We start from the raw sequence: 14,541 nt of genomic DNA, 5'->3' as shown, positions 1-14,541 counted from the left end.
CCCCGCCGGGCAACCGGCAGAATACCGGCGCGGGCAACGGCGTCCGCACCGCCGACACGAGGGGTGAGCGCATGCAGCGGCCGGACTGGGCACCCGACGAGATCGACATCGAGCGCCCCAGCGTGGCCCGCATGTACGACTACTACCTCGGCGGCTCGCACAACTTCGCGGTGGACCGGGCGGCGGCCCAGGCGATGGTGGCCGCCGTGCCGGAGGCGCCGCTGATGGCGCAGGCCAACCGGGCCTTTCTGCGCCGGGCGGTGCAGTTCCTCCTCGACGCCGGCGTCCGACAGTTCCTGGACATCGGCTCGGGCATCCCCACCGTCGGCAACGTGCACGAGATCGCCCAGCGCGAGGCCCCCGACGCCCGGGTCGTCTACGTCGACGTGGACCCGGTGGCGGTGGCGCACAGCCGGGAGATCCTCGACGGCAACGACCGCGCCGCGGTGGTGCAGGAGGACCTGCGCCATGCCGAGCGCATCGTCGCCCACCCCGAGGTCCGCCGGCTGCTCGACTTCGACCGGCCGATCGCCGTGATGATCGTGGCGGTGCTGCACTTCGTGTCCGACGACGACCGGCCGGCCGAGCTGCTGCGGACGCTGCGCCAGGCGCTGGCGCCGGGCAGCTACCTGGTGCTCTCGCAGGCCAGCGCCGACGGCCGCGGCGACGAGGAGCGGGCCGACGCCGAGCGCGTCTACCGGCGCACCGACAATCCCCTGTGGATCCGCAGCCGGGGCGAGCTGACCGCGTTGTTCGACGGCTTCGAGCTGGTCGAGCCCGGCGTGGTCTGGGTGCCGCAGTGGCGCCCGGAGTCCGCCGACAGCGCCGAGTACGCCGAGCGGGCGGCCTTCATCGGCGGCGTCGGGCGGCTCGATGGGTGAGCCGCCGGGGGCCGCGGCCCTCGCCGTGCCGCCCGGGACGACCGTGGGGCATCCGTCGCGCCCGGGGGCGTTCGCCCGGGCGTGGGCCAAGGCCGTCTCCGGCACCAGTTACCTGCCGATGACCCAGGCAGAGCTGGAGGCGCTGCTGCAACGCCTCACCGACCAGCTCGCGGCGGCGCTGCTGTCCGACCCGTTCGACCTGCGGGTCGGGCACCGCGTCGGCACGGAACTGGTGGCCGCGCACATCGCGTCGCCCGAGGCGCTGGGGCGTACGGTCGAGGTCGTCCAGCTCCGGCTGGCCCGCGACCTCGGGCTGGTCGGCGAGGAGGTCGGGGACCGGCTGGCCCGGCTGCTGGCCGCGGTGTCCATCGGGTACTCCCGGGCGCTGCGGGACCGGACGCTGGACGAGCAGGAGTCGATCCGGCGGGCCGCGATGACCGCCCGGGCGCAGGCGGAGCGGGCGCTGCGCGCCAGCGAGGCCCGCTTCCGCCACCAGGCGACCCACGATCCGCTGACCGACCTGCCCAACCGCGCGCTGTTCACGGAGCGGCTGAGCGCCGCGATCGACTCCCCCGGCCCGGGCGGGGAACGCATCGGGGTCTGCTTCCTGGACCTGGACCGGTTCAAGGTGGTCAACGACTCGCACGGGCACCAGGTCGGCGACGGGCTGCTGGCCACCGTTGCCGACCGGCTCCGCCGGGCCATCGACGGGCATCTGGTGGCCCGGCTCGGCGGCGACGAGTTCGTCGTCCTGGTCGAGCACACCACCGGCACCGACGACGTCGTCGCCGTGGCGGAGGCGGCGCTGGCGGCGGTGCGCGCGCCGGTGCTGGTGGACGGGCACGAGCTGTGCGTCTCGGCGAGCATCGGCATCGTGGAGCGGCAGGTCGCCGGCACCTCCCCTGGTGACCTGATGCGGGCGGCCGACAGCACCCTGCACTGGGCGAAGGCCGCCGGCGGCGCCCGCTGGGCGCTCTACGACGCCGACCGCGACCGCCGGGAGCTGGCCCGGTACGCGCTCTCCGCGGCCATCCCGGCCGCCCTGGAGCGGGGCGAGTTCTACCTCGACTACCAGCCGCTGACCTCGCTGCGCGACGGTCGGGTGGTCGGCGTGGAGGCGCTGGTGCGTTGGCGCCACCCGGAGCTGGGCGTCCTGCGACCGGACAGCTTCATCGGCCTGGCCGAGGAGACGGGGCTCATCGTCCCGCTCGGCGGGTGGGTGCTGGCCGAGGCGTGCCGGCAGGCGGGTAGCTGGTCCGCCGGAGTCGCGACGGCCCCGTTCGTCAGCGTCAACCTGGCGGTACGGCAGGTCCGCCGCCCCGGCCTGGTCCAGGAGGTCCGCGGGCTGCTGCGGCGCACCGGCCTGCCGCCGGAGCGGCTCCAGCTGGAGATCACCGAGAGCACCATGATGAGCACCGCCGAGGAGCCCGTCCGGGCGCTGCGGGTGCTGGCCGACCTCGGCGTCCGGATCGCCATCGACGACTTCGGCACCGGCTACTGCAACCTGGCGTACCTGCGGGACCTGCCGGTGACCGAGCTGAAGGTGGCCGGTCAGTTCGTGGCCGGGCTGCGCGCGCCGGAGAGCCGGGCCGACGAGCGGATCCTCGCCTCGCTCGTGTCCCTGGCGCACGCGCTGGACCTGACCGTCACCGCCGAGGGCGTGGAGACCGCCGGGCAGGCGGAGCGGCTGCGGGCGATCGGCTGCGACGCCGCCCAGGGCTGGCACTTCGGCCGCCCGGACTCGGCCGAGCGCCTCCTGGAACGCCTCCGCTGACCGCCGGCCACCCCTGCCCCTGCCGACCACTGTCGACCTGCCCCACGGGACGGGGCACCCAGCCAGGCGGGCACCAGCCGGGCGTCAGCCGGCCAGCAGGGCCGCCATCCGCCGCGCCTGGGTCTCCCAGCGCCACTCCCGCTCCACCCATGCGCGACCGGCCGCGCCGAACTGGCGGGCCAGGTCCCGGTCGGCGAGCAGCGTGGCCACCCGGTCGGCGAGCTGGGCGACGTCCCGCCCACGCACCACGAACCCGGTCTCGCCCTCGCGGACGGCGTCCGGCGCGCCGCCGGAGTCGCCGGCCACCACCGGCAGGCCGGTCGCGGAGGCCTCCAGGTAGACGATCCCGAGCCCCTCGACGTCCAGCCCCCGGTTGCGGGTGCGGCACGGCATCGCGTAGACGTCGCCGGCGGCGTAGTGGGCGGGCAGTTCGGCGGACGGCACCGAGCCGGTGAAGACCACGTCCCGCTCGACCCCCGCCTGGCGTGCCAGCTTCTCCAGCGTGGCCCGGTAGGGCCCGCCGCCGACCACCAGCAGCGCGGCGTCGGGCACTCGCCGGCGGATCTCGGGCATCGCCCGGATCAGCATGTCCTGGCCCTTGCGCGGCACCAGCCGGGAGACGCAGACCACCACCGGGCGGTCGGCCAGGCCGAGCCGACGCCGCACCGGTTCGCCGTCGACGGACGGGTGGTAGGTGTCCACGTCCACCCCGGGCGCGAGCCGGTGCAGCTCGGTCACCCCGTGCAGCGCCCGCTCCAGCCGCACCCTGGTGTACTCGCCCAGGTAGGTGGTCACGTCCACGCCGCGACCGATCCGGCGCAGCGCGGCCCGGGCGCCCGGCAGCGCGGCCCAGCCGACCTCGTGGCCGTGGGTCTGCGCCACCGCCCGGCGGATGCCCGCCCGGCGCCGCAGGCCGGCGGCGAGCAGCCCGAGGGGGGCCGCCGCGCCGAACCACACGGTGTCGCAGTCGTACGCCCGGGCCAGTCGGGCGGCCCGGCGGGCCACCAGCGGGGTGGGCAGCAGCACGCCGGTGCGCTCCCGGACCACCTCGAAGGGCTGGTCGGCGTCGAACTTCTCCGCGCCGCGCCAGGTCGAGGCGTAGACGACCACCGAGCCGACGGGCTGGCGCACCGCGAGGTTGTGCACGAAGGACTGGATGCCGCCCGGGCGGGGCGGGAAGTCGTTGGTGATCAGCAGCGTACGGCTCATCGGCCGGCCTCCCTGGCGTGGGCGCGGGCGGCGGCCATCCGCTCGACCGTGGACGGGTGCGTGGCGGAGTAGAGGTATTCCCAGCGCGGCGGATCGGGGTCGGCCAGGTTGATCCCGGCGAGCCGGCGCTGCATCGCCTCGAAGGCGGCCGGGTCGCCGGTCAGGGCCAGCGCGTGCGCGTCGGCGCGTGCCTCCACCCGCCGCGACATCAGCGCCTGCACCGGGGTGGAGACCAGCCCGGCGACCGTCACCAGGGCGATCAGCAGGGGGAACGCGCGCGGTTGGGCGACCGAGTCGACGCCGGCCAGCCGCAGCAGCGGGCCGGAGGACCCGATCAGGTAGAGCGCGACCACCGCGGCGGCGGCGCCCAGCGCCCCGGTCAGCGTGCCGACCGCCACGTCGCGGTCCTTGGCGTGCCCCAGCTCGTGCGCCACGACGGCGGTCACCTCGGCCGGCGTCGCCTCGCGCAGCAGCGTGTCGTAGACGACCACCCGCCGGGTCGGCCCGAGGCCCGAGACGTACGCGTTCACGGCCCGGGTGCGCCGCGAGGCGTCGGCGACCAGCACGTCGCGCACGGGGACGCCGTCGCGGGCCGCCATCGTCATCAGCTCGGTGCGCAGCGGGCCCTGCTCCATCGGGGTGAACCTGTTGAACACCGGTTCCACCAGCACCGGCAGCACGAAGGAGAGCAGCACCACCAGGGTCGCCGCGCCGGCCGCGCCGAACGCCCACCACCAGCGCGGCGACAGCCGGATGACGGTGTAGAAGCCGAGCAGCGCCACCGCGCCGATGACGGCGCTGACCGCGTACGACTTGAGCAGGTCGACGGTCCAGCCGCTCCAGCCGTTGGTGGCGAGCCCGTAGCGGGTGAGCACGCTCTGGCGCCAGGCGGCGAACGGAAGGGTGACCAGGTCGGCGACGAGCACCACGGCGAGCCCGCCGAGCACGGCCTGGGCGATCCAGTGGCCGCCGAAGGGACGGCCGGCCAGCTCGACCAGCCGGCTGCCCAGCGGGGTGAGGCCGAACGCCAGGGCGACCAGCAGGCCGAGGGCCAGCGCGGTCCAGCCGGCGGGGCGCAGCGCGGAGCGGAACTCCCGGCTGCGGGCCACCTGGTCGGCGGGGAGGTCACCCAGCGCGGCCAACTGGTCGGCCCGCGGCGCGGGCGGGCGCTGCCACGGGATCAGCACCGCGGCGGTCACCACCAGGGCCACGGTCAGGCCGACCAGGGTCAGCACCGCCCAGCCGCGCGGGCTCACCGGGGCCCACCCGGCACCGCGCGGCGGCCCGCCGGCGGCACCGCCCGCGACCGTCGGGGACCAGGACCCGCGGCGCCGCCGATCGCGGCGGGGCTGCCGCCACCGCGCCGTACCCGCGTCATGCGCCGCTCCCTCCCGCCGTGAGCGCCCATCCTATTGCCCGCGTCGGCGGCGCCCGCCCCGGCCGGACACGCATCCCGCCGCCGGCTGCCCGCTTGGCGGCTCGTCGAGGTCGGGCGTGGCTGCCGCAGCCCGGCGTCGGCCGCCGCCGTGCCCCACCGACGCCATCGCGCGCCATCATGACGCCATAGGACGCCAAATCTGTCTTGTCATGGCGTCGTAGTGATGTCATAGTGACGTCATGGACCTGACGACGTATGTCGACAACCTCCGGCAGGAGCTGGCCGGCGTCGCCGAACTCGGCGGCGAGGAGGCCCGGGCGCTGGCCGAGCGACTGGCCGGGCCGCTCGAGTCGGCGCTCCGTCTGGCGCTGCTGGACGCGCTGACCGCCGCGGCGGCGGAGATCACCCGCGACCTGGCACCCGGTTCGGTCGAGCTGCGCCTGCGCGGGCGCGAGCCGAGCTTCGTCGTGACGCCACCGCCGACCGGCCCGGAGTTCCAGGGCGAGCCCGAGGCTCGCGAGCCGGCCACCCCACCACCGGCGGACATCGAGGAGGGCGCCACCTCGCGGATCAGCTTCCGCCTCTCGGAGCACCTCAAGAACCGCATCGAGGAGGCGGCCGCCCGCGACGGCCTCTCCGTCAACGCCTGGCTCGTCCGGGCGGCGACCGCCGCCGTGGCGCAGACCGGGGCGGCGGGCCGGCACGCGCCGCGACGCGCCCCCCGGGGCGGGGAGCGCTACACCGGCTGGGCTCGCTGAGCGCCCGCCACCGGTTCGCGTCACCACCTCCGACCATCCGTCCCGTTCCGGGACGTCCACTCCGTTCAGAAGGGACCGTCGTGCCCACATTCGACACCCCGGCGCCGATCTCGGCCACCGTCGACCTGGTCGTCGGTGACGCTCGGATCACCGCGACCGACCGCACGGACACCGTCGTCGACGTCCGGCCGAGCAACGCCGCCGCCGACGCCGACGTCCGGGCCGCCGAACAGACCCGAGTGGAGTACGCCGACGGCCGGCTCCTGGTCAAGGCGCCCCGGCCGCGCGGATTCGGCCTGGTCGGCAAGCCCGGCTCGATCGACGTGACGATCACGCTGCCCGCCGGCTCACACCTGCACGGCGACGCCTCGGCGGGGGCGTTCCACGGCACCGGTCGGCTCGGCAACTGCCGGATCCGGATCGCGGCCGGCGACATCGAGCTGGACCGCACGGCCGACGCCGATCTCGACACCTCCGCCGGCGGCGTCCGGGTGGAGCACGTCGCGGGCCAGGCCCGCATCAGCACCGGGTCCGGCCGGATCCGGGTGCAGGAGGTCGAGGGCGACGCGGTGGTCAAGAACTCCAACGGCGAAAGCTGGCTGGGCACCGTCACCGGCGAGGCGCGCGTGAAGGCGGCCAACGGCGACATCGCCGTCGACCGCGCGCACGCCTCGGTCACCGCCACCACCGCAAACGGCGACGTCCGGATCGGCGAGGTCTCGGCGGGCACGGTGTCGGTCAGGACCGCGAGCGGCGGGCTCGACATCGGCGTGCGCTCCGGCACCGCCGCGCTGCTCGACCTGCACACCCAGTTCGGCCGGGTGGACAACCACCTCGAGGCGTACGAACCGCCCGGCGAGCCCGAGAGCGCCGTGCGCGTGAGCGCCCGGACCTCCTTCGGCGACATCGTGATCCGCCGCCGCTGATTCCCCCACGCCACCACTTCCCGGCCGGCTCGGCGGCCGGCCCAGCCCCCGACCGGCCCGACGGCCGGCGTGGAAGGAGAAGACGTGCCCCCCAACTCGACCCCGGCGGCCATCACGGTCGCCGGCCTCCGGAAGTCCTTCGGCGACCACGTGGTGCTCGACGGGATCGACCTCACCGTCGCCGCAGGGACGATCTTCGCGTTGCTCGGCCCCAACGGCGCCGGCAAGACCACCACCGTGCAGATCCTGTCCACCCTGATCGGCGCCGACTCCGGCGAGGCGCGGGTCGCCGGTCACGACGTCGCCCGGGAGCCCGACGCGGTACGCGCCGCGATCGGCGTGACCGGCCAGTTCTCCGCCGTCGACGGCCTGCTCACCGGCGAGGAGAACCTGCGGCTCATGGCCGACCTGCACCACCTGTCCCGAGCCGAGGGGCGGCAGCGCGCGCGGAGCCTGCTCAGGATGTTCGACCTGGTCGAGGCGGCCGGCAAGCCCGCCGCCAGCTACTCCGGGGGGATGCGCCGGCGGCTCGACCTGGCGATGGGTCTGGTCGGCCGCCCCCGCGTGGTGTTCCTCGACGAGCCGACCACCGGGCTCGACCCGCGCAGCCGGCAGGCCATGTGGCAGATCGTACGGGACCTGGTGGCGGACGGCGTCACCATCTTCCTCACCACCCAGTACCTGGAGGAGGCGGACCAGCTCGCCGACCGGATCGCCGTGCTCGACCACGGCCGGCTGGTGGCGGAGGGCAGCGCGGCGGAACTCAAGCGACTCGTGCCCGGCGGGCACATCAGCCTGCGCTTCGCCGACCGGGCCGGGTTCGACTCGGCCGTGGTCGCTCTCGGCGACTCGTCCCGGGACGCCGCCGAACTCACCCTGCACGTACCCAGCGACGGCGGTGTCCGGTCGCTGCGGAACGTGCTCGACCTGCTGGACAGCCAGTCGATCGCCGTGGAGTCGCTGTCGGTGCACACGCCCGATCTCGACGACGTCTTCCTGGCCCTCACCGGCCAGCCCGAGAAGGTGGGAACCCCCCGATGAGCACCCTGACCTACGCCGTACGCGACTCCGGCACGATGCTGCGCCGCAACCTGCGGCGCGGGATGCGCTACCCGTCGATGACGGTGCTGCTCGCCGGCATGCCCATCCTGCTCCTGCTGCTGTTCGTCTACGTCTTCGGCGCGACCCTCGGCGCCGGGCTGGGCGGCGGTTCGGGCGACCGGGGCGACTACGTCGACTACGTCACCCCGGGGATCCTGCTGATGACCACCGGCCTGGCGGCCACCGGGACGGCGGTGTCGGTCGCCATGGACATGACCGAGGGCATCATCGCCCGGTTCCGGACCATGGCGATCGCCCGGGTGTCGGTGCTGACCGGCCACGTCCTGGCCAGCATGGTGCAGACCATGCTCAGCCTGGCGGTGGTCACCGGCGTCGCGCTGCTCATCGGGTTCCGGCCCAGCACGGGTGCCACGGCCTGGATCGCGGCGGCCGGGGTGCTGGCCATGACCACCTTCGCGTTCACCTGGCTCTCGGTCGCGATGGGTCTGGTCTCCAAGAGCGTCGAGACGGCGAGCAACCTCCCCATGCCGCTGACCTACCTGCCCTTCATCGGCAGCGGATTCGTGCCCACCGACTCGATGCCGGACGGGCTGCGGCAGTTCGCCGAGTACCAGCCCTTCACCCCCGTCATCGAGACCCTGCGCGGGCTGTTGACCGGCGGGCCGGTGGGGACGAACGCCGCTCTCGCGGCGGCCTGGTGCGCCGCCATCGCGCTGGTCGGCTATCTCTGGGCGAAGAAGCTGTTCAACCGGGACCCGTCCCGCTGACTCGCACCGATCACGGATCCCCCGACCGCCGGCCGGTCGGGGCACCCGTGGTCGCGGTGCGGATCGGAGTCCCGACGTGGCCACCCGCGGCCGGCCCGGTCACGCGGCCTCGTGCCGCCCGGCGGGCCGGCGGGCCGCCCGGGGTGCGGACAGCACCTCCACCTCGAACCCGGCCCGGGCGAACACCTCGACCGCCCGGGCCTCGGCACCGCCCAGCCCGGCGGCCGGGGACGAATCGTCGAGCAGGGCGGTGACCAGGCAGTCGGAGCAGCCGCTCCCCCGGATCCCGCACCCCGCACAGTCGATGATCATCACGCCTCCTGGTGCGCTGCGGCGACCGGGCGCGGCGTCACCGTCGCCACCCGAACACCGTCGGTCACCATGACGTTAGGCGCGGGGTACGACAGAAAGGGACAACGGGGTCGTGGACGGCCGGAATGCGATCAAGCACCCCGATCAGGACCGGGCGAGCCGCCGCAGCAGCGAGTCGGCCCCGAGCGGGTACGCGCCGTGCCGGCGTACGCCGTCGGCGACCTCCCGGTCGGAGGAGACCACCACCACCGGCCGGCCCGGCGGCTCGGCGCGGACCAGGCGCCGGATCAGCTCGTCGGCGGTCTCGCCCTTGCGGGAGAAGAGCACCCGGACCCCGCGCGGCGACGGGGGCAGCCCGTGCATCCGTTCCGCGCCGTCGAAGACCACGGTGACCTCGTCGCCGGTCTGCGCGGCGATCCCGCCCAGGCCGGTGATCAGCCGCTTGCGCTGCTGCTCCAGCGACATCTCGCCGAAGCCGCGCTTGGTGACGTTGTAGCCGTCGACGACGAGGTGCGCCCGGGGCAACGCCAGCAACTGGTCGAGGCGGGCCGGGTCGTCGGTGTCGCGGGCACGGGTGGCGGCGCCGGCCGCCGGGGCGGCGGTCTGGTCGGCGAAGGCGTCGGCGACGAAGTCGGCGGGCAGCTTGTCGACCGGGTCCAGCGCCAGCTCGCGGCGCAGCCCGACGGCCGCCTGCCCGATGGTCTCCAGCAGCAGCCACAGCCGGGCGTCGTCCACCGACCGGGCCTCCTTGGCGCTGGCCCGGGCGACCCCGGCCGCCGCCTCCGCCTCGGCCAGCCGGGCCCGGACCCGGCGCAGCTCGGCGTCGGCGTCCGCCGCCGCCCGGGCGGCCCGGCCCCGCTCGGTGGCCAGCAACTCGTTGGCCTTGCGCTCGCGGGCCTGCGTCTCGCGCAGCGACCGGCCCAGCTGCCGGCTCTCCTCGCGCAGCTGCCCGAGTTCCTCGCGCACCCGGGCCAGCTCGTCGCGGAGCTTCTCCGCCTCCACCCGGGCCACCGCCCGGTCGTGCTCGGCGCGGGTGGCCCGCTGCTCGGCCTCGCGGACCAGCTCGGCGACGACCGCGCTGTCGGCCTCCGCGCGCACCGCCGCGCCGCTGGCCTCGATCAGCTCCCGCCACCCCCGGGGCCGGGCCAGGTAGGCCAGCGCGGCCACCTCGACCGGGTCGGCGGCGGCGGGCGCGGTGCCCTCGAGCACCGCCGCACCCAGGTCGCCGGTGTCGGCGAGCACCCGGGCGGTGATCCGCTGCCGGAACAGCGGGTCCCCGGTGAGCTGGGCGGCGATCGCCGGGGCGCCGAGCCGGGCCCGGCGGTTGGGGGCGAACTTGGCGACCCGGCGCAGCGGCACCGGCACCTCGTCGGCGGGCAGCCCGGGCAGCACGGCGGCGGTGAGCGCCACGATCCGCTGGCGGACCGGCTCGGGCAGCACGGGTTCCGGCTCGGGCGTGGACCCGTCGTCCGCCGGGCCGTCGGCGACGACCTCCTCGGCCGCCTCGCGACCGGGCTCGACACCGGCCGCCTCAGGCCCCGGCTCGACCGCCGCGGGCAGAGCGCCCTCGTCGGGGCCGGCCCCACCGGCGTCGCGCACGGTGTCGACCGGCTCCTCCTGCGGGAGGCGGTCGTCGTGCGGCTCGGTGAGGGGCATGTGGCAAGTCTCCCACCGCGACCGGGCCCACCGCCCGGTGAGTGAGCCGATCTCTCATCCTAGACCGGTGGCGACGGCTGGTGCCGGTGGGACGGGAGTGTCGGACCGGGACGCTAGCGTGCCGCCGATGGCACAGACGGAGTACGTCCAGGAGCCGCTGGCCGGCTTCGACCCGGGCGCGGGCGGGATCGATCCCGCGCTGCCGCTGTACGCGACGACGTTCGTGGTGGTCGACCTGGAGACCACCGGCGGCGCGCCGGACGGCGGCGGGATCACCGAGATCGGCGCGGTGAAGGTGCGCGGCGGCGAGGAGCTGGGCGTGCTGGCCACCCTGGTCAACCCGGGCGTGCCCATCCCACCGTTCATCACGGTGCTCACCGGCATCACGCAGGCGATGCTGGTCCCGGCCCCGCCGATCGAGCAGGTGCTGCCGAGCTTCCTCGAGTTCGTCTCCGACGCCGTGCTGGTCGCCCACAACGCCCCCTACGACGTCGGCTTCCTGAAGGCCGCGTGCGCGAAGCACGGCTACCGCTGGCCCAATCCCCGGGTGCTCGACACCGCCGCGCTGGCCCGCCGGGTGCTGACCCGCGACGAGGTGCCCAACCGCAAGCTCGGCACGCTCGCGGCCTACTTCCGCACCGCCACCCAGCCGACCCACCGGGCGCTCGACGACGCCAAGGCCACCGTCGACGTGCTGCACGGGTTGATCGCCCGGCTCGGCGGGCACCGGGTCGACACGATCGGCGACGCCATCGAGTTCGCCCGGGCGGTCACCCCGACCCAGCGGCGCAAACGGCACCTGGCGGAGGGCCTGCCCAAGGCACCTGGGGTCTACATCTTCCGGGCCGCCGACGACCGGCCGCTCTACGTCGGCACCTCCGGCGACATCGCCACCCGGGTGCGCAGCTACTTCACCGCCGCCGAGAAGCGGGCCCGGATCTCCGAGATGCTCGCCGCGGCCGAGCGGGTGGAGGCGGTCGAGTGCGCCCACTCGCTGGAGGCGGAGGTCCGCGAGCTGCGGCTGATCGGGGCGCACGCGCCGCCGTACAACCGGCGGTCGAAGTTTCCGGAGCGGGCGGTCTGGCTGAAGCTGACCGACGGTCCCTACCCCCGGCTCTCGGTGGTCCGGGACATCGCCCCCGGCGACGCCGGCTACCTCGGCCCGTTCAGCTCCCGCCGGGCGGCGGAGCTGGCCGCCGCCGGCTTCCACGACGCCGTCCCGCTGCGGCAGTGCACCCACCGGCTCTCGCTGCGCACGGTCACGCCGGCCTGCGCGCTGGCCGAGCTGGGCCGCTGCCCGGCGCCCTGCGAGCACCGGATCGCCCCGGAGGAGTACGACGTCCGCGCCGTCGCGCCGTTCCGCACCGCCACCGCCAGCGACCCGCAGCCGGTGGTCGACGCGCTGCTGGCCCGGATCGAGGTGCTCTCCCGCGACCAGCGCTACGAGGAGGCGGCGGTGGTGCGTTCGCGGCTGGCCGCGGTGCTGCGGGCGACGGTGCGGATGCAGCGGCTGGCCGCGCTGACCGGGATCGCCGAGCTGGCCGCGGCCCGCCCGGCGGCCCGGGGCGGCTGGGAGCTGGCCCTCGTGCGGTACGGCCGGCTGGCCGGGGCGGGGGTGTCCCCGCCCGGCGTCCACCCTCGACCGACGATCGCCGCGATCCGGGCGACCGCCGAGACGGTGCCGCCCGGCCACGGCCCGGTCCCGCACGCCTCCGCGGAGGAGACCGAACGCATCCTGTCCTGGTTGGAACGGCCCGAGACCCGGCTGGTCGAGATGTCCTCCGGATGGGCTTCCCCGGTGGCGGGCGCGGCGCGTTTCCGCGACCTGTTGAGCAAGGCCGAGAGCGCCGCGTCCCACCAACTCTCGACCGAACGCTCATGACCAAGTGTCCGATCGGACGACGTCGACTCGCTTAGGCTGTTAGAGAAGTGCAGTCCTGCCCGTTTCGTGGGCCTGCTCCCGGTTGCCGGTTCCCGGCGGCCGTGGGGCCGGGGTGAGGAGGTGTCCCACGTGGACGTCGACGCCGGACGCGGCGCCGCCCTGGGGGGCGCCCTTCCGACCCAACCGGGCGAGCTGCCGCTGGCCCGCCGGCTCCGGTCGCTGCTGAGCTGGCCCACCGCCGACACCGACCCGGTGAACCACCTCGTCCGGACTCATCGGACGATCCACCCGGGCACCGAGCCCTCCGTGCTGCGTCGGGCCTACACCATCGCGGAGAACATGCACCGCGGGCAGTTCCGCAAGAGCGGCGAGCCCTACATCACCCATCCGCTGGCGGTGGCCCAGATCTGCGCCGAGATCGGCATGGACGCCACCACCCTGGTCGCCGCGCTGCTGCACGACACCGTGGAGGACACGCGCTACACGCTCCAGGCTCTCGCGGAGGACTTCGGGCGGGAGGTGGCGCACCTGGTCGACGGGGTGACCAAGTTCGACAAGGCGTTCTACGGCAAGGCCGCCGAGGCCGAGACGATCCGCAAGATGATCATCGCGGCCGGCAAGGACGTCCGGGTCCTGATCATCAAGCTGGCCGACCGGCTGCACAACATGCGCACCCTGGGCGTCCGGTCCGCCGCGTCCCGGGAGCGGATCGCCCGCAAGACGCAGGAGGTGCTGGTCCCGCTCTGCGACCGGCTGGGCATCCAGTTGCTCAAGCGGGAGCTCGACGACGTGGTGCTGCTGCACCTGGAGCCGGAGGAGCACGCCCGCATCGCCCGGCACGTGCACGACCGGCCGGGCTGGGACGCGTACCTCGACGAGGTGGTCGCCCGGGCGAAGTCGGTGCTGCGCCGAAACCGGGTCGACGCCGAGGTGACCCCCCGCCCCCGGCACCTCTACTCGATCTGGAAGGACACCGTGGCCGGCAGCCACGCCGCCCCCTACGACCTGCCCCGCATCGCGATCGTGGTGGACGGCCCGGCCACCGACTGCTACGCGGCGCTGGGCGCGGTCCACGGCCTTTGGCGGCCGGTCCCCGGCCGGTTCAAGGACTTCATCGCCTCCCCGAAGAACAATCTCTACCGCTCCCTGCACACCAGCGTCTGCGGGCCGAGGGACCGCACCGTGGAGGTGCTGATCCGCACCGAGGAGATGCACCGCTCGGCCGAGTACGGCGTCGCCGCCGACTTCCGCTTCCCCCGGCCGGGCGGCACGGCCGCCTGCGCGGAGCAGCTCGACTGGCTGCGCCGGGTGCTCGACTGGGAGCAGGACGCGGCCGACCCGGCACAGTTCCTCGAGTCGCTGCGCTGCGACCTCGCCGAGACCCAGATCCAGGTCTTCGCCGACGGGCGGCAGATCGTGCTGCCGGCCGGGGCGACCCCGGTCGACCTCGCGTACGAGCTGGGCACCGACCGTGGCGACCACTGCCTGGCGGCGCGGATCAACGGCCGGCTGGCTCCGCTCTCCTCCGCGCTGGAGGAGGGCGACGTGGTGGAGATCTTCACCGAGACCGACGCGGCGAACGGCTTCGACGCCGACGTCGCCCCCCGCGGCCCGCGCCGGGAGTGGCTCGGCTTCGTCAAGTCGCCGCACGCGCAGATGCAGATCAGCCGGTGGTTCGCCGAGCACACCGAGCCGGGCATCTCCATCACCGACAAGGTCCGCCTCGGCCGGGCCACCATCGGGCTGGCGCTGCGCAAGCACGACCGCGGGCTGGCCAGCGACCTGCCGCTGCTGCGGCTGTCGGAGGAGCTGGGCTACCCCGACCTGGAGACGCTGCTGGTCGCGGTCTTCGACCGGGTCATCGAGCCGGACACGGTCGTACGCCAACTCATCGACCTGGTGGACCACCGGCAGTGACCGCCCGTCGGGCCCGGGT

The 14,541-nt window shown here is 75.1% G+C and carries 12 protein-coding genes; 8 read left to right on the top strand and 4 right to left on the bottom strand.

Annotated elements, in window-relative coordinates; translation table 11 throughout:
* Positions 1-71 precede the first annotated feature (71 nt).
* Positions 72-881 carry an SAM-dependent methyltransferase gene (locus tag ABT006_RS18930; protein ID WP_350707972.1) on the top strand — a complete coding sequence of 270 codons (810 nt, stop codon included), beginning with the start codon at positions 72-74 and terminating at the stop codon, positions 879-881.
* Positions 874-2,655 (top strand): putative bifunctional diguanylate cyclase/phosphodiesterase, encoded by a 1,782-nt coding sequence (locus ABT006_RS18925; protein WP_466022113.1) that lies wholly within the window; start codon positions 874-876, stop codon positions 2,653-2,655. Before ABT006_RS18930 ends, ABT006_RS18925 begins: the two co-directional genes overlap by 8 nt.
* Positions 2,656-2,739: 84 nt before the next feature.
* On the opposite strand, the gene ABT006_RS18920 is transcribed toward ABT006_RS18925, so the two are convergent.
* Both ABT006_RS18920 and ABT006_RS18915 read right to left on the bottom strand, forming a co-directional pair.
* On the bottom strand, positions 2,740-3,864 hold the full coding sequence (locus ABT006_RS18920) for a glycosyltransferase family 4 protein (RefSeq protein WP_350707970.1): 1,125 nt from the start codon (positions 3,862-3,864) through the stop codon (positions 2,740-2,742).
* Positions 3,861-5,120, bottom strand: a complete 1,260-nt coding sequence (locus ABT006_RS18915) for a M48 family metallopeptidase (protein WP_350707968.1) — start codon at positions 5,118-5,120, stop codon at positions 3,861-3,863. The genes ABT006_RS18920 and ABT006_RS18915 overlap by 4 nt, the downstream gene beginning before the upstream one ends.
* A 361-nt stretch (positions 5,121-5,481) precedes the next feature.
* Between ABT006_RS18915 and ABT006_RS18910 the strand changes: the two genes are divergently transcribed.
* From ABT006_RS18910 to ABT006_RS18895, 4 genes are all read left to right on the top strand, one after another.
* Positions 5,482-6,000 (top strand): hypothetical protein, encoded by a 519-nt coding sequence (locus ABT006_RS18910; RefSeq protein ID WP_350707966.1) that lies wholly within the window; start codon positions 5,482-5,484, stop codon positions 5,998-6,000.
* Positions 6,001-6,080: 80 nt separating this feature from the next.
* On the top strand, positions 6,081-6,926 hold the full coding sequence (locus ABT006_RS18905) for a DUF4097 family beta strand repeat-containing protein (protein ID WP_350707965.1): 846 nt from the start codon (positions 6,081-6,083) through the stop codon (positions 6,924-6,926).
* 84 nt (positions 6,927-7,010) lie between these two features.
* Positions 7,011-7,967 (top strand): ATP-binding cassette domain-containing protein, encoded by a 957-nt coding sequence (locus tag ABT006_RS18900; RefSeq protein ID WP_350707963.1) that lies wholly within the window; start codon positions 7,011-7,013, stop codon positions 7,965-7,967.
* Complete coding sequence (locus tag ABT006_RS18895; protein ID WP_350707961.1) at positions 7,964-8,755, top strand: ABC transporter permease; 792 nt, start codon at positions 7,964-7,966, stop codon at positions 8,753-8,755. Before ABT006_RS18900 ends, ABT006_RS18895 begins: the two co-directional genes overlap by 4 nt.
* Before the next feature lie 99 nt (positions 8,756-8,854).
* Here the strand turns inward: ABT006_RS18895 and ABT006_RS18890 are convergent, their stop codons facing one another.
* Positions 8,855-9,067: a hypothetical protein gene (locus ABT006_RS18890; protein WP_350707959.1), complete on the bottom strand. Its 213-nt coding sequence runs from the start codon at positions 9,065-9,067 to the stop codon at positions 8,855-8,857.
* 144 nt (positions 9,068-9,211) lie between these two features.
* Positions 9,212-10,723 (bottom strand): NYN domain-containing protein, encoded by a 1,512-nt coding sequence (locus ABT006_RS18885; protein WP_350707957.1) that lies wholly within the window; start codon positions 10,721-10,723, stop codon positions 9,212-9,214.
* 127 nt (positions 10,724-10,850) lie between these two features.
* Between ABT006_RS18885 and ABT006_RS18880 the strand changes: the two genes are divergently transcribed.
* Both ABT006_RS18880 and ABT006_RS18875 read left to right on the top strand, forming a co-directional pair.
* The gene (locus ABT006_RS18880; RefSeq protein ID WP_350707955.1) at positions 10,851-12,605 is read left to right on the top strand and encodes a DEDD exonuclease domain-containing protein; all 1,755 of its coding nucleotides are present in this window, start codon (positions 10,851-10,853) and stop codon (positions 12,603-12,605) included.
* A gap of 129 nt (positions 12,606-12,734) precedes the next feature.
* The gene (locus ABT006_RS18875; RefSeq protein WP_350708038.1) at positions 12,735-14,522 is read left to right on the top strand and encodes a RelA/SpoT family protein; all 1,788 of its coding nucleotides are present in this window, start codon (positions 12,735-12,737) and stop codon (positions 14,520-14,522) included.
* The last annotated feature ends 19 nt before the right edge of the window (positions 14,523-14,541 follow it).

This window comes from Micromonospora sp. NPDC002717 (assembly GCF_040295705.1).
Taxonomy (GTDB): Bacteria; Actinomycetota; Actinomycetes; order Mycobacteriales; family Micromonosporaceae; genus Micromonospora.
Note: the sequence above shows the minus strand (reverse complement) of the source record. Positions and strands in the feature narration are given on the sequence as shown.

What these genes read in the sequence shown, in the direction of transcription:
- ABT006_RS18880 (WP_350707955.1), top strand. Translation starts at nt 10,851, where the DNA reads ATGGCACAGACGGAGTACGTCCAGGAGCCGCTGGCCGGCTTCGACCCG.
- ABT006_RS18895 (WP_350707961.1), top strand. Translation starts at nt 7,964, where the DNA reads ATGAGCACCCTGACCTACGCCGTACGCGACTCCGGCACGATGCTGCGC.
- ABT006_RS18920 (WP_350707970.1), bottom strand. Translation starts at nt 3,864, where the DNA reads ATGAGCCGTACGCTGCTGATCACCAACGACTTCCCGCCCCGCCCGGGC.
- ABT006_RS18890 (WP_350707959.1), bottom strand. Translation starts at nt 9,067, where the DNA reads ATGATCATCGACTGTGCGGGGTGCGGGATCCGGGGGAGCGGCTGCTCC.
- ABT006_RS18885 (WP_350707957.1), bottom strand. Translation starts at nt 10,723, where the DNA reads ATGCCCCTCACCGAGCCGCACGACGACCGCCTCCCGCAGGAGGAGCCG.
- ABT006_RS18930 (WP_350707972.1), top strand. Translation starts at nt 72, where the DNA reads ATGCAGCGGCCGGACTGGGCACCCGACGAGATCGACATCGAGCGCCCC.
- ABT006_RS18925 (WP_466022113.1), top strand. Translation starts at nt 874, where the DNA reads ATGGGTGAGCCGCCGGGGGCCGCGGCCCTCGCCGTGCCGCCCGGGACG.
- ABT006_RS18910 (WP_350707966.1), top strand. Translation starts at nt 5,482, where the DNA reads ATGGACCTGACGACGTATGTCGACAACCTCCGGCAGGAGCTGGCCGGC.